Source organism: Parasedimentitalea huanghaiensis, from assembly GCF_009753675.1.
GTDB classification, from domain to species: domain Bacteria; phylum Pseudomonadota; class Alphaproteobacteria; order Rhodobacterales; family Rhodobacteraceae; genus Parasedimentitalea; species Parasedimentitalea huanghaiensis.
The window spans coordinates 208800-227579 of the sequence record NZ_WQLV01000006.1; the positions used below are offsets into that span (position 1 = coordinate 208800).

The following is an 18780-nucleotide window of genomic DNA, read 5'->3' on the forward strand; positions in this document are numbered from 1 at the left end:
AAATGCGCCGCGCGCGTCAGTTGCGCAAGGGGGGTCGCAGACCCTGACATCTTCTTGTCATCAAAGAGAGTGTATTCGGGAAGTCAGAACAATACGGGGGCTTGCGCTCGGCGCGACAATCATAACAATTGGCACATGACAGACATAGTTTTTCCAAGTTGGCCCGACGTCGCCCCCAAACTCATTTCAGTTGCCGCCGGACGCGCGTTTGCAGATACTGTTATACGCCAAGGTAAATGGGTAAATGTTCATACCCGCGAAGTTCTCCCCGATCATGACATTGCTATCGTAGCCGGGCGTATCGCCTATGTTGGTCCCGATGCCTCCTATTGCACTGGGCCGGACACCCAGGTGATCGAGGCCAGTGGCCGCTTTATGATCCCCGGATTGTGTGACGCGCATATGCATATCGAGAGCGGTATGCTGACCCCAGCCGAATTTGCCCGCGCGGTGATCCCTCATGGCACAACTTCCATGTTTACTGACCCGCACGAGATTGCCAACGTGCTGGGACTGGACGGCGTGAAGTACATGCATGACGAGGCGCTGATGCAGCCCGTCAACATCTTTACCCAGATGCCATCCTGTGCGCCCTCGGCCCCAGGGTTGGAGACGACCGGGTACGAGATTTCGCCCGAGGACGTGGCTGAAGCAATGTCGTGGCCCGGCATCGTGGGCTTGGGTGAAATGATGAATTTCCCCGGTGTGGCAAACGCCGACCCAAAAATGTTGGCCGAAATTGCAGCGACGCAACGGGCCGGGAAAACCGTAGGCGGCCATTACGCCTCGCCTGACCTAGGGCCAAACTTCGCCGCCTATGTGGCGGGCGGCCCGGCAGATGACCACGAAGGCACCTGCGAGGCAGATGCGATCGCTCGGGTCCGTCAAGGTATGCGGTCGATGATGCGGTTGGGTTCTGCCTGGTACGACATTGAAAGTCAGATCACCGCAGTGACAGAAAAAGGATTGGATCCTCGTAGTTTCATCCTATGCACTGACGATTGTCACTCTGGAACACTGGTCAACGATGGCCATATGAACCGCGTGGTGCGTCATGCAATTGCTTGCGGTTGCGATCCAATCGTTGCCTTACAGATGGCAACCATCAACACCGCCACACACTTTGGGTTGGAACGCGACATCGGCTCAATCACCCCGGGGCGTCGGGCAGACGTCATCTTGACTTCGGACCTGAACGAACTGCCAATTGAGGTCGTGATCGCACGGGGGCAAATCGTCGCGAAATCAGGCTCTATCAAAGTGGATTGTCCACATTATGACTGGCCCGACAGCGCCCGTGGCACCGTGCATCTGGGCCATGAGCTGGCCGCCAAGGACTTTGAAGTCCCTGCCCCCGAAGGCGCAAACGGTGTGACCGTCAATGTCATTGGCATGGTGGAAAATCAGGCCCCAACCAAGGCGCTCAAGGCAGATCTTCCGGTGCGTGACGGGCTAGTCGAAGGCGAAGGCGACACTATGCAGATCGCATTGGTGGAACGTCACCGGGCCACGGGCGGTGTGACCAACGCCTTTGTTTCGGGCTTTGGCTATCAAGGAAAAATGGCGATGGCATCATCCGTCGCGCATGACAGTCACCACATGATTGTGGTCGGCACCGACCGCGAGCAAATGGCGATGGCTGCCAACCGTCTGGCCGAAGTTGGCGGCGGCGTTACACTATTCCGCGATGGTGAAGAGCTCGCGCTAGTAGAATTACCCATCGCCGGTTTGATGTCGGACAAACCAGCGACCGAAGTTGCCGCCAAAGCGCAGGCCTTGGGTGAGGCAATGCAGGCCTGTGGGTGTTCTCTGAACAACGCCTACATGCAGCACTCACTATTGGCATTAGTGGTCATTCCTGAATTGCGAATATCCGATCTTGGCCTCGTCGATGTGCGCACTTTCCAGAAAATTCCAGTTATTGAGTCCGTCACATGATTTCCATTTCACTTCCTCAACACCCAAAACCCGAAAATTTCACCGATGCCGCCACAGCTGTCGAGCGGCTGCAACTGCTGTACCAACAGGCCACAGACTTTCTATGTGAGGGCTTTACAAAGGCGATGGCGGATGGCGCGCCTGATGATCAGCGTATCCGTGCTTTCTATCCGGAAATTCGCGTCGCCACCTCCAGTTTTGCTCAGGTGGATAGCCGTCTAAGCTTTGGACATGTTGCTGCTCCGGGTGAATACGCCACAACCGTCACCCGACCGGATCTGTTCGAAAACTATCTGACGCAGCAGATTGCTCTGCTAATCCGCAACTATGGCCAGCCAATCACCATTGGCGTGTCTGACACACCAATCCCGGTTCATTTTGCGGTTGCAGCGCAGCCGGGACTGACAATCCCACAGGAAGGCGCTGCTGGCTTCACCCTGCGCGACGTCTTTGATGTGCCGGATCTGGCGACCACCAACGACGATATTGTAAATGGTACCTATACCCCTGCGAATGGCACGGGCCCATTAGCCCTGTTCACTGCACAGCGTGTTGATTATTCGCTGGCACGGTTGGCACATTATACTGCCACCGACCCAGACCACTTTCAGAACCATGTGTTGTTTACCAACTACCAGTTCTACGTCGCAGAATTCGAGGCCTATGCTCGAGCGCAATTGGCGGACCCGAAATCTGGCTACACCAGTTTTGTCAGCACCGGGAACCAAGAGATCACCTCGGCTGATGCTGAAATTCCCGAAACGGCCAAGCAACCACAAATGCCCACCTATCACCTGAAGCGAAATGATGGCAGCGGCGTAACATTGGTCAACATCGGCGTCGGGCCGTCGAACGCCAAAACGGCGACTGACCATATTGCAGTACTACGCCCACATGCATGGCTGATGGTTGGCCACTGTGCCGGATTGCGCAACACTCAGGCGCTTGGCGATTTCGTTTTGGCCCATGCCTATCTGCGTGAAGATCACGTATTGGATGACGACCTACCTGTCTGGACCCCAATTCCTGCCCTAGCAGAAATCCAAATTGCACTGGAACAGGCCGTTGAAGAAGTGACCGAACTAGAGGGTTACGACCTAAAGCGCATCATGCGAACCGGCACCGTTGCCACCATCGACAATCGCAACTGGGAGCTGCGCGATCAGTCTGGCCCAGTACAGCGGCTTAGTCAGTCGCGTGCGGTTGCGCTGGATATGGAGAGCGCGACGATTGCCGCAAACGGGTACCGTTTTCGCGTTCCATATGGCACGTTACTATGTGTTTCTGACAAACCACTGCATGGTGAACTCAAGCTTCCAGGCATGGCCTCAGACTTCTATCGCACCCAAGTTTCGCGTCACCTAATGATCGGCATACGCGCGATGGAACGCTTACGCGGAATGCCTTTAGAGCGGCTGCATAGTCGGAAATTGCGCTCGTTCGACGAAACCGCCTTTTTGTAAGGACGATTTCTGCGATTTTCAGCCGAAAATGGCTCGTTTTACCCTTATTTCGTTACACTATTCGTTGTGTTAGCCCACAACATAACGCTAAGATTACGCAATGAGGCCCCATAAGTCGGGCAGACGTAAGGAGACAAAGAATGTCCAAACCAATGACAAAGACCCAACTCGTAGCCGCTCTGGCCGAAGATATGGGTGCTGACAAAAAAGCTGCAGGCGCTGCTCTGGAAGCCGTTTGTGCACTGATCACCCGTGAAGTATCCGGTGGCGGCGCTGTGACTCTGCCCGGCGTTGGCAAAATTTATTGTCGCGAGCGCCCAGAGCGCGAAGTGCGCAACCCTGCCACAGGTGAGAAGTTCATGAAAGAAGCCGACAAGGTGGTCAAAATGACTATCGCCAAGGCGCTGAAAGACAGCGTTAACGGCTAAGCTTGAATTTACTTCGAGTTTCAGAAAGGGTCGCCCCAGAGGCGGCCCTTTTTTTGTGCCGCTCCGATAAAGGAACAGCCGCATGGATGGTGTGAACTTATTGCTGATCATGGCAGCTGGATTGCTGGCTTGTCTCAGCCCCGGCCCAGCAACGCTGACCATTGCCGGAACCGCGATGCAACGCGGGCGTAAGGCTGGGTTGATTGTGGCCGCAGGTGTCTCTACTGGTTCGCTGATCTGGTCAGTAGCTGCGGCCTTTGGTCTGGGGGCAATTATGCTTGCCAATGCCTGGATGTTTGAAGCGGTCCGGTATTTCGGCGCTGCTTATCTGATGTATCTGGCGATACGCTCAGCGCGCTCTGCCCTCACCCCTGGCACTCCTAAATTGCACAGCTCAGCGGCTAAATCATTGAAGTCGATCTATGCCAAAGGGCTCGCCCTGCATCTTACCAACCCCAAGGCTGTTCTGTTCTTTGGCTCGCTCTACGCCATCGCGATTCCACCCGGCACCGAACCGTCAGTTCTGTTGACAGTGATATCGGTCATCGCGGTTCAAAGCTCTTTGATTTTCCACGGCTATGCCTTGCTGTTCTCAAGCACCGCCGCCGTACGTATCTACCAACGATTGCGCCGCACGTTTGAAACCCTGTTTGCCGCTGCGTTTGCCACAGCTAGCTGGCAAATCTTTACCGCACGGCTGGGCTGATCACATGGACGCACGCGCAATTGCCATGGGGCTTGCCTTTGCCCTGATGTGGTCATCGGCCTTTACCTCAGCCAGAATTATCGTCACGGATGCCTCGCCGCTGTTTTCATTGGCTATGAGGTTCCTGATTTCCGGCTTGATTGGTGTCACCATCGCTAAGGCAATGGGTCAAACTTGGCACCTTAGCCGTGGTCAATGGCGCGCCACAGTGATCTTCGGAATATGTCAGAATGCGCTTTATTTGGGCCTCAATTTTGTGGCCATGCAGACCATAGAAGCCTCGCTCGCCGCCATTATTGCCGCCACCATGCCACTGCTGGTGGCACTGGCATCTTGGTTGATATTCGGAGAGCGGCTAAAGCCACTAGGCATCATCGGGTTAATCGCAGGGGTTTTGGGTGTAGCCCTGATCATGGGTACCCGTGTCAGTGCCGGCGTTGATCTGTTTGGGATGGCACTTTGCGGTGTAGGAGTCTTAGCGTTGACCCTGGCAACACTATCACTACGCGGAGCAACATCGGGTGGCAATTTCATGATGGTAGTCGGGCTTCAAATGCTAATCGGCTCCGCCTTGTTGTTTGTTGCTGCACCACTGTTCGAAGACATCTACATCACGCCAACGCTGCCATTGGCGCTGGCCTTTGCTTATACAACATTGGTCCCCGGCCTGATTGCCACCTTTATTTGGGTTCTGTTGTTGAACCGCATTGGGCCCTTGCGTGCCGCTACGTTCCATTTCCTTAATCCAGTCTTTGGCGTCACCATCGCCTATTTCTTACTAGGAGAACGGCTCGGTGGTCTGGATCTGGTCGGTGTGCTGATTGTTACAGCCGGTATTCTTGCTGTACAACTGTCACGCCAACCCTCCGCAACGGCAAAAGCAGCAGCCGCCGAGTGATTTTTCAGGTCATCGGACACTATTAGAACAAATCTGAATACTATCAAACCCAGACAGAAGGGGATGAAAATGAACGCCAATTTAGCTCAGGTGCTACAGGCCATCGACACGGCCAATGCAGAGGACCCAAATCTGGAAGATGGTCAGCCAACAGAACTGCTGTACGGGCGACGTATGAGTGATGAACTGACCCGGCTGTTTCCTGACGCAAGCGATCTGCTGCAAATTGCTGCCCGTGGCCAACATGTGGAACGATGGAAGCTAAAGCGAAAATCATATCCCGAGGGTCGTGTAGGATATCTGACCTGGCGCAAGGATCAGGGCCGTCATCACGCCGACGTGGTTACTGCCATGATGCAAGATGCAGGCTTTGACGCCTCAGATGTCGAGGTCACTGGCCAGATGCTGCGCAAGGAAGGTTTGAAACGGAATGCAAACGTGCAGGCCTTGGAAGACGTGATCTGTTTTGTCTTCATCAAATGGTATTTCGCCCCCTTTGCCGCTAAACACTCGCCCGAAAGAATTCAGGACATCGTGGAAAAGACCGCGCGCAAAATGTCTTCCGAAGGCCGCGCGCGCGTGCTGCAGGAGTTCGATTTGCCAAATGAGCTGGCTGAAGCGTTCACAGATTGACCCTACTGTTGACCACCTCCGTGTTTTAGGAGTGCTGCACAGTTGCGCGATCAGGCTGAAATATTGCTTTGCATTTGCCACCTTCCAACCCATCTACTGCTCAACGCGAACAACCGGAGCACCACATGACAAAATACAGCAAAAACCCGGACGTGATTGCCGCCCTGTCGCAAGAAGAGTTTCACGTAACCCAACAGTCGGGTACCGAACGCCCCGGCACCGGCAAATTGTTGGGCAACAAGGAACCCGGTCTCTATGTCGACATCGTCTCGGGCGAACCGCTGTTCGCCTCAGCGGATAAGTATGAATCTGGTTGCGGTTGGCCAAGCTTCACCAAACCAATTGAGCCAACCAATGTGCAGGAGCTGCAAGACCGTGGCTTGGGTATGATCCGTACAGAGGTCCGTTCGACCCATGGTGACAGCCATCTTGGCCACGTCTTTCCCGATGGACCAATCGACCGCGGTGGCTTGCGCTACTGCATCAACTCCGCCTCTCTGCGCTTTGTCCATCGAAACGACATGGAGGCCGAGGGCTATGCCGAATATCTTGATCAAGTAGAGGATGTAACATGAGCACCACTGAACGCGCAGTTCTGGCTGGAGGATGTTTCTGGGGCATGCAGGATCTGATCCGAAAGCGCCCCGGTGTGATCAGTACACGGGTAGGCTATACCGGCGGCGACGTGCAAAATGCCACCTATCGTAATCATGGAACACATGCTGAAGGAATCGAAATCATTTTTGACCCGGCAGTGACATCATTTCGTCAGATGCTGGAGTTTTTCTTTCAAATCCATGATCCAACAACAGCCAACCGCCAAGGCAATGATATTGGGATGAGCTATCGCTCTGCCATTTACTTCGTCAACGAAGATCAAAAGGCAGTCGCAGAGGACACCATCGCCGATGTTAACGCTTCAGGGCTTTGGCCTGGCAAAGTGGCAACCGAAGTGGAACCAGTAAGCGAGTTTTGGCAAGCCGAGGCCGAACACCAAGACTATCTGGAAAACCGCCCAGACGGATACACCTGTCATTTTGCCCGACCAGATTGGGTCCTGCCCAAACGCGCAAAAGCGTCCTGACACAGGGTCACCAACCGGTTCAGCCGGTTGGTGACAACCGCAAGGCCGCCCATCGGGCAGCATCTGCAACAGACTCGTCCGGATCATCAACTAGCGACTGCGCAACACCGCGCAACTTGCCGTCTCCCGAGTTGCCAATCGCATACAGCACATTGCGCACAAACCGATCGCGCCCTATCCGCTTAATTGGCGACCCTGAAAACATTACCCGGAATGCTGGATCATCCAAAATAGCCAGTTCAGCCAGCTTAGGCGCCTTCAGCTCTTCACGTGCAGCGTAGCGCATGTCGCTAGCTGCAACCGCAAATTTGTTCCATGGACAGGCCGCCAGACAGTCGTCACAGCCATAGATCCGGTTGCCAAGTTTTTCCCGCAGATCTTCTGCAACCACACCTTTGTATTCGATTGTCAGATATGAAATGCAACGCCGCCCATCCAAGCGATATGGTGCGACAAAAGCATCAGTAGGACAGGCATCCAGGCAGGCACGACATGATCCGCAACGATCTGGCTCAGCTGCATCTACCGGGAGTTCCAAAGTGGTAAAAACAGACCCTATAAAGGCCCAATTCCCCCAATCCCGGCTCACAAGATTGCTGTGCTTGCCCTGCCAACCCAGCCCTGCAGCCTGCCCTAACGCCTTTTCCGGCACCGGCGCAGTATCGACGAATACCTTAACCCCGACCTCCTCTTCCTTAGAGGCTTCAATTAGCCAACGGGCCAACCGCTTCAGCCGCTTTTTCACCAGGTCGTGATAGTCCTTATTCTGGGCATAAACAGAAATTGCACCTCGGTCCTGATGCTTTAAGATTTCTGTTGGATCATGTTCAGGTGCGTAGCTTTCTGCCAACATGATGACCGATCGCGCTTCAGGCCATAGCAGCGCTGGATCGCCACGCCAGTGGGTGCGCTCTGCCATCCAACCCATCTGCCCGTGATACTCTGCCTCAATGAAGGCCGCCAGTCTATCCGGCACCAGGGGCACATCCCATGGGCGACAGATTCGACAAGACACAAACCCCTCATCCAGCGCCCGCGCCACCAAGTCCTTTTTTAAAGCTGATCCCATGTTCATCTAGCCCTAAATATCCTCGGGGGGAGCCGTCAGGCGATGGGGCAGACAGCCCCAATTTGACACCCAATTATCAGAAATCCAAGTCAGCGTAATGCGGTGGTGGGCGGAACCCCGACACCTGATCCGCAAGAATTGATCTGAACGCGGGCCGCGATTTGATTTTTGCGTACCAGTCTTTGACCACAGCCGAGCGATTCCAATCCACATCCGAAATATAATCTAGCGATGATAAATGTGCAGCGGCAGCAAAATCCGCCAAAGTCATCACATCACCAGCCAACCAACGGCGTTGATCCAACAACCAAGCCATATAGTCCAAATGGTACTTGATTGCTCTGGCACCATCCTTGACGTTACGACTATCAGGATAGCCCTGCCCTGTAATCTTCTTGTTAACCCGTTCGTACAGCAGCTTCGATGTCACCTCATGATGAAATTTATCATCAAACCAGGACACGAGCCGGCGGACTTCGTAACGGGCTTCTGGGTCTTTAGGCATGAGCGACGGCTCGGGCCGTGTTTCTTCCAAGTATTCGCAAATTGCGGCGCTTTCGGCCATTGTTTTGCCATCCAGCCGGATAACCGGCACCTTAGCCGCTGGGTTGCGACGCAGAAAATCTGGGTCTGCTTCCCAATATCGTTCTTCGACCAATTCCACTTCGATCTTTTTCTCCGCCAGGGAAAGGCGGACTTTGCGGCAGAAGGGGGAAAGCGGTACGTGATGCAGGCGGGCCATTGGGTTCAATTACGTCCAGAAACAGAGGAGAGTTGCCCACCAGCAATGCCCCGCAGCGCCAAAGAATTCAATCCTCGAAACACTTGGAACGACCATCTGCGCGGATGGTGGCCGCACCGTCGGCGATTTGAACCGCCCGACTTTGTACTGCGGTACTAGGATCTGAGGCCGACCTGCTTTTAGGGGCAGGCAGAAGTGCTGCCAACAAAGCTGCCTGATTTGAGTTCAGTTGATCCGGACCCACACTAAAGTAATGCCGCGACGCTGCCTCAACTCCAAAAATGCCTTCACCCATTTCAGCGACGTTCAAGTAAACCTCCAGAATACGCCGCTTGCTCCACACAGCTTCAACGGCAGGGGTAATCAGGGTTTCCAGCGCTTTTCGCAACCAGCTGCGTTCTTGCCAAAGAAACACATTCTTAACAACCTGCTGCGAAATGGTTGAGCCGCCACGTTGACTGCCCTCACCCAGCGCCGCGCGCACGGCCCGGATGTCAATTCCCCAGTGCTGGCAAAATCTTGCGTCTTCAGCCGCTACAGCAGATCGTGCCATAACAGGGGCAATATCTTCCAGTGGCACCCATTCGTGATCAACATCGCCTAACCGATGCTTCTCTGACCACATGGTATGGGTCGTGGGAGGGTTCACGACTGAGTACAACAGAATCAAAAAGCCAATCAGCCCTACAAATGCCAGCACCGCTCGCAACACCCAGCGCCGCAACCAGCGCCTCGGCTGAGACACTGATTTCTTACCTTTGCTTTTTTTTGTCTTTTTGGTTTTTGCCATATTGCCTCTATAGGCCACTGGTTGGGCCGCTCAAACCCGTAAATCGCCGCAATCCAACGAAACAAACATGGCCTCCATCCCAACACACCCTAAGTAAACACAATCAGGGAGGGTTTTTTTATGTTTTCACGTCAGCAGCAGCTGCTTGCCATTTCCACCTCTATTTGCTTGCTCCTTTCACCACCCACATTTGCACAGGACTTACCAAAGGAGGGACCGGTCGACTTTGAAGTGACCGCTATAGGTGAGGCTACAATCCTCGCAGCGGGTCAAGGCACTTTGCAACTGAACTATGCTGTTAATGGTCTGCGGAGTAAGCATGGAGAAGGAGTGAACGGCATTGCCAGCATGCACTGTGTTGGTGCGGCGTCTGTATTTGAAGGCAAATGGGACAACGAGAGCGGATTGTGCAGCACCACTTATCCGGATGGCAGCACCACAATGACCCGATATGGCGGCTCTGGAACCCTAGGAGGCTTAGCGGAAGGTTCATGGTCATTCATGGGGGGCACCGGTGCACTCTCCGGTATTACGGGTGGCGGCTCATACACAAGAATATCTGGCCCCAATCCCTCTGAAACCCGCTCTTCGTCCCGTAGTACTGTTACCGGGACCTATAAACTCCCCTGAGGAACAAGAACGCCCCCCGCTGCACAAGCAGCGAGGAGCGTTGACCTAACTTCAGCTTGATTACTCAGCCGGAACCGCTGATTTTTCAACGGACAGCGGATGTGGTAAATGCACCAACATCTCAATTGGACAAACCTGAAGGAAGTTTTTCTTTTCTGTGTCCCAATGCTGCAGAATATCAGCCGCTTTTCGGCTGCCGGTCTCTTCTAGGTGGCGTTCGATCAGACCTTTCAGTTGATCTTCCCAATGCGCTACGGTCACTGGATTAGTCACCAGTGTCTCCATGTTCAGCATGGTATCGGCTTTGCCTTCAGGGTCGTACAGATAGGCCATACCGCCAGTCATGCCTGCACCAAAGTTGGCACCAATGGAGCCTAAAATCACGGCTAAGCCACCTGTCATGTACTCACAACCACAGGCCCCGCAACCCTCAATCACCACCTTGGCGCCCGAGTTGCGTACGGCAAAGCGTTCACCCGCGCGGCCAGCTGCAAATAAATAGCCGTCAGTAGCACCATACAGAACTGTATTCCCAATGATGGTGTTCTCGGAGGCCGTCAGCGGGCTAACTTGTGGGGGGCGCACCACAATGGTGCCACCTGACAGGCCTTTGCCGACGTAATCATTCGCATCACCAGAGAGTTCCAGCTTCAACCCTGGTGCCGCAAATGCGCCAAGTGATTGACCCGCCGACCCCTGCAGTTTCACTGTCAGATGATCAGATTGGAACGAATTACGCATACCAAAGTTGCGAACGATGTGACTGGAGGTCCGAGTCCCAACACTACGATGCGTGTTCTGCACAGCATATGACAACTGCATCTTTTCACCGTCCTGAAGGAAGCGAGCGGCATCACGTACAATCTCGACATCCAACGTATCCGGTACCGAATTACGTTCTTTCTTTCGGTCATAGACAATATCTGCCGATCCATCGACGGTGATAAGCAGCGGGTTGAGATCCAGATCATCCAGATGAGCCGAACCACGGCTGACCTGCGCCAGAAGATCCGCGCGACCGATCACATCATCCATGCTACGGGCACCGATTGAGGCTAGCAATTCACGCACTTCCTGAGCGTAGAAAGTGATCAGGTTCACCACCTTGTCGGCGTTACCAGTGAATTTACCACGCAGAGCTTCGTCCTGAGTACAGACTCCAACTGGGCATGTGTTGCTCTGACACTGACGCACCATAATGCAGCCCATGGCGATCAGGGCGGCGGTACCAATGCCGTATTCCTCTGCACCCAGCATGGCGGCCATAACGATATCACGACCAGTCCGCAAACCACCGTCAGTCCGCAATGTCACCCGCTCACGCAGGTTATTCATGCTCAGCACCTGGTGTGCTTCGGTCAGACCCATTTCCCATGGCAGACCCGCATATTTGATCGAAGTTGCCGGAGATGCACCGGTGCCACCATTGTGACCCGATATTAAGATCACATCCGCCTTAGCCTTAGCCACACCAGCTGCAATCGTGCCAACACCAGACGAGGCCACCAGTTTCACGGTCACCTTACAGCGTGGGTTGATCTGCTTTAGATCGTAAATCAGCTGCGCCAGATCCTCGATCGAGTAGATATCGTGGTGCGGTGGTGGCGAGATCAGGGTCACGCCTTTGGTCGAGTGACGCAAACGCGCAATCAGGTCAGTGACCTTCATGCCGGGCAGCTGGCCACCCTCACCCGGCTTCGCCCCCTGGGCCACTTTGATTTCCAGCTCTTCACACTGATTCAGGTATTCGGCTGTCACACCAAATCGGCCCGAGGCCACCTGCTTGATCTTGGCGGATGGGTTGTCGCCGTTTGGTTCAGGCACAAAGTGCGCCGGATCTTCACCGCCCTCGCCCGAATCAGACTTGGCGCCGATGCGGTTCATCGCAACGTTCAGGGTTTTGTGAGCCTCAGGGCTCAACGCGCCAAGCGACATACCCGGAGTGACAAAACGTTTGCGAATCGAAGTGATGCTTTCCACCTCTTCAATCGGTACCGCCTTACCCAATGGTTTGAAATCCAGCAGATCACGCAGATGAATTGGTGGATTGCTCTGCATCTTGGCTGAATACTGCTTCCACAGCTCAAACGATGCACGGTTACAGGCCATCTGCATCATGTGCATTGATGTGGCTTCCCAAGCGTGAGTCTCGCCTGATTTACGTGCCTTGTAAAAACCACCAACGGGCAACACATCCAGTCCCGCATCCCAAGCTTTGGCGTGTACTCGCTCAGCTTTGGTCTGAATACCAGTGACACCGATACCCGAAATCCGGCTTGTCATGCCGGGGAAAAACTCGGCACACATCGCACGTGACAGACCCACGGCCTCGAAATTCAAACCTCCACGATACGAAGAAATTACCGAAATCCCCATCTTGGCCATAATCTTTAGCAGGCCTTGGTCAATTGCGTCGCGGTAACGGGTAACGTTTTCGGTCAACGTGCCGTCAAGCAATCCGCGTTCAACCCGATCGGCCAGAGAATCTTCGGCCAGATAGGCGTTGACTACAGTGGCACCACAGCCAATCAGTACTGCAAAGTAGTGTGGATCGATACATTCAGCGGAACGAACATTCAGTGAGCAGAACGTCCGCAGCCCTTTGCGGGTCAAATGTGAATGTACGGCAGAGGTCGCCAAAATCATCGGCATCGCAACCCGATCTGCGCCAGAATGTTGATCGGTCAACACCAGGTGGCCAGCACCTGAGCGCACCGCGTCTTCCGCCTCTGAACGAACCCGCGCCAGTGCCGCGCTTAACGCACCTTCACCATGGCTAAATGTGCAATCGATTTCGACCAAAGGTGCGTTGAATTCGCTGGTCAGCTTGTCCCACTGGGCATTCCCAACAAAGGGGCTTTCCAGCACAATGATCTCGGTTTGGCTGCTGCTTTCTTCCAGCACGTTTTTCAGATTACCAAAGCGCGTTTTCAGGCTCATCACTCGGAATTCGCGCAGGGAATCAATCGGCGGGTTGGTGACCTGCGAAAAGTTCTGACGGAAGAAGTGGCTCAACGGACGGTACATCTTGGACAGAACCGCAGACGGGGTATCATCCCCCATCGAAGCCAGAGTTTCTTTGCCATCTTCGGCCATTGGAGATAAAATTTGTTCAAGCTCTTCAATGCTGTAACCCGCTGCGATCTGCCGCTTACGCAGATCTTCACCGCTGAACATCGCTTGCTCACTCACACCAGCCAGAGCGGATTCCAGGTTGTTAATCTTGCCAACCCATTCACCAAATGGGCGTGCTGCCGCCAGCTGGTTCTTGATTTCAGTGTCGTGGAATAGTTTGCCTGCTTTCATATCCACAGCAATCATCTGCCCCGGACCCAGCGCACCCTTTTCAACCACCGATGCCTCGTCAATTGGCACCATGCCAGCTTCGGATCCCGCGATCAGCAATCCGTCGCCAGTTACGACATACCGCATTGGGCGCAGCCCATTGCGGTCCAGACCTGCGCAGACCCAACGACCATCAGTCATCGCCAGCGCAGCCGGGCCATCCCAGGGCTCCATCACCGAGTTGCAGTAAGAGTACATGTCGACCCACGGCTGCGGCAGCTCAACCGCTTGCTTGGACCAGCTTTCTGGCACCAGCATGGTTTTCGCCATCGGCGCTGTACGCCCAGCGCGGACCATGACCTCAAACACACAGTCCAGAGCAGCCGAGTCTGAGGCACCGCCCGGAATGATAGGTTTAATATCTTCAGCCATATCACCAAAGAACGAACTGGCCATTCTGATCTCGTGGCTTTTCATCCAGTTCAGGTTGCCCTTCAGCGTGTTGATTTCGCCATTGTGCGCCAACATGCGGAAGGGCTGGGCCAGCCACCACTGCGGGAAGGTGTTGGTGGAGTAACGCTGGTGATACAGCGCAAAACCGGACTCGAAACGCTCGTCCATCAGATCGGGGTAGAACACCGCAACCTGTTCGGCCAGCATCATGCCTTTGTAGATGATCGAGCGGCAGGACAGTGACGCGATATAGAGTTCAGATACATTTGCAGCAATCGCCGCTTTTTCAATCCGACGACGAATGACGTAGAGCTCGCGCTCGAATGTTTCCTCATCCACACCTTTTGAGTTACTGATCAGAATTTGCTCAATTTCAGGGCGGGTAACGTTGGCCTTGTCCCCGAGGCAGGTTACATCCACTGGCACATGTCGCCAGCCGTAGATGTAGTATCCCATCCGCAGTACTTCGCTTTCAACGATGGTCCGGCAGGTTTCCTGCGCTCCAAAGTTAGTCCGCGGTAGAAACACCTGTCCAACAGCAATCAGCTGATCTTTACGCGGTTCATGCCCGGTGCGTTTGATTTGATCATGGAAAAACGGAACAGGGATTTCAACGTGAATGCCAGCGCCATCGCCGGTCTTTCCATCGGCATCCACCGCTCCGCGGTGCCAGATCGCCTTAAGCGCATTGATACCGGCTTCCACCACTTGGCGGCTTTTCGTGCCATCGATTGAGACGACCAAACCCACCCCACAAGATGAGTGCTCTTCCGCTTCGGAATAGAGACCGTTTTCGGCCATATATTTACGTTTAGCTTCTTCGCTGCGCACCCAGTCGGCATCATATTTGGTCATTGGTCGTCTCCTTCGTCGGGCGCAAACAGGGCAATCGTTTCTGCCGTTGTCAGTCGTTTATGGTCTCCGGACAGCGCATAGCCTTCCGGTTTCATGTCACTGAAGAATTCCAGCGCCATGGTGTTATCGGCAGCGTTTTCAAACAGTCCCGCTGCCAAGCTTTTGTGATCGTCATGCACAGTGGCGTACCAAAGCGCCGACCCACAGGTGCCGCAAAAGCCGCGCTCAGCCCAATCGGACGATCGGTATGTTTTGGCCGGGCCAGAAACGGTGATTGAGCCAGGTTCCGTGGGGACAGACATATACATGCTGCTGGTCCAGCGACGGCACATATCACAGTGGCAAGCCCGGATTGCTGGATCAGCACGGGTCGCCGAAATGGTCACGGCGCCACACATGCACTGACCTTTTATCTCGCTCATACCAATGTATCCTTTTGCTATGCGGCCATGTCGGCCCCTTGGCTGGTTGTGCTTGCAGTCGGCCTCTATTCCGCTGCAACAACTGCCTCTGCATTTAACTTACTGATGATAGCCTCAGCACAATCGCGGCCGTCTTTGATGGCCCAAACCACGAGGCTGGCACCACGCACGATGTCACCTACGGCATAGACGCCATCCATGTCAGTTGCTCCGGTGGTATAGGCCGCTTTGATTGTGCCCCAACGGGTTACTGGTAGCTCAGGCTGGTTCCACAGGGTTGGCAAATCTTCTGGCTCAAAGCCCAACGCCTTGATCACCAAATCTGCCTCTTCAACATAATCAGCACCTTCGATCACTTCTGGTGCTTGACGTCCCGAAGCATCTGGCTGACCTAAGCGCATTTTCTGCACCATAACTCCGGAAACTTTTCCGTCTTCAGTGGTGAATCCTTTGGGCGCGGACAGCCATTCAAAGATTACGCCTTCTTCCTCGGCGTTCTGAGTTTCGCGCTGCGAACCCGGCATATTGGCACGATCGCGACGATACAGACATTTCACCGAAGTCGCACCCTGTCGGATTGAGGTCCGTACGCAGTCCATAGCGGTATCACCACCGCCGATCACAACAACACGCTTGCCGTCAGCGTTCATTTGCCCGCTGGTGAATTCGGCCACTTCGTCACCAAAACTCTTTTTGTTTGAAACCGTCAGGAAGTCGATTGCCTTTTCAATCCCTTCAGATCCACTGCCGGGCACAGCCAGATCGCGCGATTTGTAGACACCAGTGGCGATAATCACCGCGTCGTGTTTGGCGCGGAGTTCATCAAAGGAGATGTCTTCGCCAATAGCACAATTCAGTTCAAACTTGACGCCTCCGTCAGCCAACAAATCGTTACGGCGCTGAACAACATCTTTTTCCAACTTGAACCCCGGGATGCCATACATCAGCAACCCGCCTGCCCGGTCAGAGCGGTCATATACAGTGACCTGCACCCCTGCCTGCCGCAGCATATCAGCAGCTGCCAGACCACCAGGCCCAGCGCCGATAATTCCAACACTTTCAGAGCGCTCGGCAGCCGGAGCAGCAGGTTTCACCCAGCCTTTGTCCCATGCCGTATCTGTGATGTATTTTTCGACTGTGCCGATAGTCACAGTACCATGGCCTGACTGCTCAATCACACAGTTGCCTTCGCAAAGGCGGTCTTGTGGACAGATGCGACCACAAATCTCAGGGAACGTGTTTGTAGCCTGGCTGACCTGGTATGCCTCTTCCAGACGGCCAGTGGCGGTCAGCTGCAACCAGTCTGGGATATTGTTGTGTAGTGGGCAGTGACTTTGGCAATAGGGTACGCCACATTGACTGCAACGGCTGGACTGCTCTGCTGCCTTGGTCGCGGCATATTCAGCATAGATCTCGTCGAAATCTTCCTTACGCACCTCGGCTGCGCGTTTCTCAGGCATATCGCGTTCGATTTGCACGAATTTGAGCATCGGTTGCTTGGCCACGGGTCAGACTCCCTGATTTGGCTGGCTGCGATTTTGTAGATCAGAGCACGGTGAATTAAAGGTCAATGTTGCTGACCTTTAAGGCCTGCACTTATGATCCATTACCTGAATCTGAAGGGATGTACAGAGATTTTAGGTACATTACCGGACCTAAATCAAGGACTTTCATTTGAAACAAGACACTTATACACATTGGAGCGGCAAGTACTTCTTCAACAAAACAACGAGCATCAGGTTTTAATGCCCATATTTCAATTGGTCCTAGTTGCACTCATTCAAGGTATAACCGAATTTCTACCAGTTTCCTCGTCTGGCCACCTTATATTGCTTCCCGGCCTTACTGGCCTTGAAGACCAGGGGCAGCTAATCGACGTAGCAGCCCACATCGGCACTCTGACCGCAGTGGTGATTTACTTTTGGAGTGACGTACGCACCGGCTTACTGGGGTTACCACATTTGATGCGCGGACGCGCAGATACACCTGGATCCAAATTGGCGCTGGGGCTCATGATCGCGACAGTTCCGACTGTCATTTTTGGCGCCATACTTCACTTCACTGGGCTGAGCGACGCTCTACGTTCAATAACGGTGATTGGCTGGACAATGCTGGGCTTTGGGGTCGTTCTGTATATCGCCGACCAAAAGGGGAGTACATTTAAGGACGCCAGCGATTGGGGGCCAAAAGACGCTCTTCTCATGGGCCTTTGGCAAATGTTGGCACTAATACCCGGCACCTCACGCTCTGGGATAACCATCACCGGCGCAAGACAGCTGGGATACAACCGTACCGACGGAGCCCGGATTTCAATGCTGATGTCTATTCCAGTGATTGTTGCGTCCGGCGTCCTGTTGGGGAGCGGAATGGCAATCGAAGCCAATACAACCGTGATTCGAGACGCCGGAATTGTAGCGCTGCTTTCTATGTTGTCAGCGTTACTGGCGCTCAGCTTGATGATGAGACTGCTGCTTAGCGTCAGCTTTACCCCCTATGTAATTTACCGGATACTTCTTGGCCTGGTTCTTCTGGTGGTTGCCTACAGCAGCTAACCACCAGATCACCGTAAATCTATTTTACCATCCCGCAGTCAGTCGCTGATGAGGTGCAGGGTGCAAGCCTACCAAATCCAGCATTGCCACAGAAAAATCCGCAATTGAAATCTGTGATTGCCCATCCGCCTGCCGGACCACTTCATCTCGTCCAAGCGCATAACGACCGGTTCGAACCTCAGGTATCAACATTGGTGACGGCCGCAGGCAGATCCAGTTGGCATCCTTTTCAGCTTCCAGCAATGCATCTTGCGCGGCACATGCCTCTGCGATCGGACGAACACTTTGCGGTAGAAAATCTGGTGCTGAGACTACGGTGTGACCAGAACCATCCCCAAGCTTCAGCAGCGCTGCACCGCCAGTGATATATACCGGTGTGCCAGTGACCCGCGCCGCAATCAATACCTGCTGTGTTAGAGCAACCAAAAGTTCCTCATGACCGCTTGGTGGCCGCAAAGCAGAAATTACTGCATCGTGCGTCTGAAACAGCTCTTCTAACCGTTCTGGCTCTGCCAACACATCCAACAAGACATGCGCAAGGTTTGGATTGCTTTCATCCGCTCCTGCAAACCCACGCGCACAGCCAGTCACTTGATAACCGCGCAAAAGCGCCTCCCGCACCGCTTCACGCCCTACATCGCCTGTGGCGCCCAAAATAAGTACTTTCATAGCTAATATCCTCTCTCTTATTGCTAAGCTGGCTCAACCGGAGCTCAACTATCTTGATGTCGAGATACATTCCAAATATCTTGACGTCAAGATAAAATTTCACACTAAACTCTTCCAAACAAAAAGGGCGCAGGGTCCCCCCTACGCCCAATCGAAATTAAAG

At 54.0% G+C, this 18780-nt stretch carries 17 protein-coding genes; 10 read left to right on the top strand and 7 right to left on the bottom strand.

Going from position 1 to position 18780, the window contains the following annotated elements:
* Positions 1-135: 135 nt before the first annotated feature.
* The 8 genes from ade (at position 136) to msrA (ending at position 7150) form a co-directional block, all read left to right on the top strand.
* The gene (gene ade, locus GO984_RS11920; RefSeq protein WP_157022745.1) at positions 136-1938 is read left to right on the top strand and encodes an adenine deaminase; all 1803 of its coding nucleotides are present in this window, start codon (positions 136-138) and stop codon (positions 1936-1938) included.
* A complete protein-coding gene (locus GO984_RS11925; RefSeq protein WP_157022746.1) occupies positions 1935-3401 on the top strand; it encodes an AMP nucleosidase in 1467 nt (488 codons plus the stop codon). Before ade ends, GO984_RS11925 begins: the two co-directional genes overlap by 4 nt.
* A 140-nt stretch (positions 3402-3541) precedes the next feature.
* On the top strand, positions 3542-3829 hold the full coding sequence (locus GO984_RS11930; protein ID WP_138162797.1) for an HU family DNA-binding protein: 288 nt from the start codon (positions 3542-3544) through the stop codon (positions 3827-3829).
* Positions 3830-3911: 82 nt separating this feature from the next.
* Positions 3912-4535 (top strand): LysE family translocator, encoded by a 624-nt coding sequence (locus GO984_RS11935; RefSeq protein ID WP_157022747.1) that lies wholly within the window; start codon positions 3912-3914, stop codon positions 4533-4535.
* Positions 4536-4539: 4 nt separating this feature from the next.
* A complete protein-coding gene (locus GO984_RS11940) occupies positions 4540-5433 on the top strand; it encodes a DMT family transporter (RefSeq protein WP_157022748.1) in 894 nt (297 codons plus the stop codon).
* Positions 5434-5502: 69 nt separating this feature from the next.
* A complete protein-coding gene (locus GO984_RS11945; protein WP_157022749.1) occupies positions 5503-6066 on the top strand; it encodes a DUF4202 domain-containing protein in 564 nt (187 codons plus the stop codon).
* Between the two features lie 125 nt (positions 6067-6191).
* A complete protein-coding gene (msrB, locus tag GO984_RS11950; RefSeq protein ID WP_157022750.1) occupies positions 6192-6641 on the top strand; it encodes a peptide-methionine (R)-S-oxide reductase MsrB in 450 nt (149 codons plus the stop codon).
* Positions 6638-7150 (top strand): peptide-methionine (S)-S-oxide reductase MsrA, encoded by a 513-nt coding sequence (msrA, locus tag GO984_RS11955; protein ID WP_157022751.1) that lies wholly within the window; start codon positions 6638-6640, stop codon positions 7148-7150. The genes msrB and msrA overlap by 4 nt, the downstream gene beginning before the upstream one ends.
* Before the next feature lie 19 nt (positions 7151-7169).
* On the opposite strand, the gene queG is transcribed toward msrA, so the two are convergent.
* The 3 genes from queG to mtgA all read right to left on the bottom strand — a co-directional run bounded on the left by queG (position 7170) and on the right by mtgA (position 9751).
* Positions 7170-8225: a tRNA epoxyqueuosine(34) reductase QueG gene (gene queG / locus GO984_RS11960; RefSeq protein WP_157022752.1), complete on the bottom strand. Its 1056-nt coding sequence runs from the start codon at positions 8223-8225 to the stop codon at positions 7170-7172.
* A 70-nt stretch (positions 8226-8295) separates the two neighbouring features.
* The gene (gene fzlA, locus GO984_RS11965; protein WP_157022753.1) at positions 8296-8961 is read right to left on the bottom strand and encodes an FtsZ-binding protein FzlA; all 666 of its coding nucleotides are present in this window, start codon (positions 8959-8961) and stop codon (positions 8296-8298) included.
* A gap of 67 nt (positions 8962-9028) precedes the next feature.
* Positions 9029-9751 carry a monofunctional biosynthetic peptidoglycan transglycosylase gene (gene mtgA / locus GO984_RS11970; RefSeq protein WP_157022754.1) on the bottom strand — a complete coding sequence of 241 codons (723 nt, stop codon included), beginning with the start codon at positions 9749-9751 and terminating at the stop codon, positions 9029-9031.
* A 120-nt stretch (positions 9752-9871) separates the two neighbouring features.
* Between mtgA and GO984_RS11975 the strand changes: the two genes are divergently transcribed.
* Positions 9872-10381 carry a hypothetical protein gene (locus tag GO984_RS11975; protein ID WP_157022755.1) on the top strand — a complete coding sequence of 170 codons (510 nt, stop codon included), beginning with the start codon at positions 9872-9874 and terminating at the stop codon, positions 10379-10381.
* A 60-nt stretch (positions 10382-10441) separates the two neighbouring features.
* On the opposite strand, the gene gltB is transcribed toward GO984_RS11975, so the two are convergent.
* The 3 genes from gltB to GO984_RS11990 all read right to left on the bottom strand — a co-directional run bounded on the left by gltB (position 10442) and on the right by GO984_RS11990 (position 16901).
* Positions 10442-14974 (bottom strand): glutamate synthase large subunit, encoded by a 4533-nt coding sequence (gltB, locus tag GO984_RS11980; RefSeq protein ID WP_157022756.1) that lies wholly within the window; start codon positions 14972-14974, stop codon positions 10442-10444.
* Complete coding sequence (locus GO984_RS11985) at positions 14971-15396, bottom strand: GFA family protein (RefSeq protein ID WP_138162785.1); 426 nt, start codon at positions 15394-15396, stop codon at positions 14971-14973. Before GO984_RS11985 ends, gltB begins: the two co-directional genes overlap by 4 nt.
* Positions 15397-15461: 65 nt before the next feature.
* The gene (locus tag GO984_RS11990) at positions 15462-16901 is read right to left on the bottom strand and encodes an FAD-dependent oxidoreductase (RefSeq protein ID WP_167740309.1); all 1440 of its coding nucleotides are present in this window, start codon (positions 16899-16901) and stop codon (positions 15462-15464) included.
* A 240-nt stretch (positions 16902-17141) separates the two neighbouring features.
* On the opposite strand from GO984_RS11990, the gene GO984_RS11995 reads away from it, so the two are divergent.
* A complete protein-coding gene (locus GO984_RS11995) occupies positions 17142-17948 on the top strand; it encodes an undecaprenyl-diphosphate phosphatase (RefSeq protein ID WP_157022757.1) in 807 nt (268 codons plus the stop codon).
* A gap of 24 nt (positions 17949-17972) precedes the next feature.
* On the opposite strand, the gene GO984_RS12000 is transcribed toward GO984_RS11995, so the two are convergent.
* Positions 17973-18617 (bottom strand): NAD(P)-dependent oxidoreductase, encoded by a 645-nt coding sequence (locus tag GO984_RS12000; protein WP_157022758.1) that lies wholly within the window; start codon positions 18615-18617, stop codon positions 17973-17975.
* Positions 18618-18780 lie beyond the last annotated feature (163 nt).

Bases quoted from the DNA above. Each gene is read 5' to 3' on its own strand.
- queG (WP_157022752.1), bottom strand. From the start codon at position 8,225: ATGAACATGGGATCAGCTTTAAAAAAGGACTTGGTGGCGCGGGCGCTG.
- gltB (WP_157022756.1), bottom strand. From the start codon at position 14,974: ATGACCAAATATGATGCCGACTGGGTGCGCAGCGAAGAAGCTAAACGT.
- GO984_RS11995 (WP_157022757.1), top strand. From the start codon at position 17,142: ATGCCCATATTTCAATTGGTCCTAGTTGCACTCATTCAAGGTATAACC.
- fzlA (WP_157022753.1), bottom strand. From the start codon at position 8,961: ATGGCCCGCCTGCATCACGTACCGCTTTCCCCCTTCTGCCGCAAAGTC.
- GO984_RS11985 (WP_138162785.1), bottom strand. From the start codon at position 15,396: ATGAGCGAGATAAAAGGTCAGTGCATGTGTGGCGCCGTGACCATTTCG.
- GO984_RS11975 (WP_157022755.1), top strand. From the start codon at position 9,872: ATGTTTTCACGTCAGCAGCAGCTGCTTGCCATTTCCACCTCTATTTGC.
- mtgA (WP_157022754.1), bottom strand. From the start codon at position 9,751: ATGGCAAAAACCAAAAAGACAAAAAAAAGCAAAGGTAAGAAATCAGTG.
- GO984_RS11940 (WP_157022748.1), top strand. From the start codon at position 4,540: ATGGACGCACGCGCAATTGCCATGGGGCTTGCCTTTGCCCTGATGTGG.
- GO984_RS11925 (WP_157022746.1), top strand. From the start codon at position 1,935: ATGATTTCCATTTCACTTCCTCAACACCCAAAACCCGAAAATTTCACC.
- GO984_RS11930 (WP_138162797.1), top strand. From the start codon at position 3,542: ATGTCCAAACCAATGACAAAGACCCAACTCGTAGCCGCTCTGGCCGAA.
- GO984_RS11945 (WP_157022749.1), top strand. From the start codon at position 5,503: ATGAACGCCAATTTAGCTCAGGTGCTACAGGCCATCGACACGGCCAAT.
- ade (WP_157022745.1), top strand. From the start codon at position 136: ATGACAGACATAGTTTTTCCAAGTTGGCCCGACGTCGCCCCCAAACTC.
- msrA (WP_157022751.1), top strand. From the start codon at position 6,638: ATGAGCACCACTGAACGCGCAGTTCTGGCTGGAGGATGTTTCTGGGGC.
- GO984_RS12000 (WP_157022758.1), bottom strand. From the start codon at position 18,617: ATGAAAGTACTTATTTTGGGCGCCACAGGCGATGTAGGGCGTGAAGCG.
- GO984_RS11935 (WP_157022747.1), top strand. From the start codon at position 3,912: ATGGATGGTGTGAACTTATTGCTGATCATGGCAGCTGGATTGCTGGCT.
- msrB (WP_157022750.1), top strand. From the start codon at position 6,192: ATGACAAAATACAGCAAAAACCCGGACGTGATTGCCGCCCTGTCGCAA.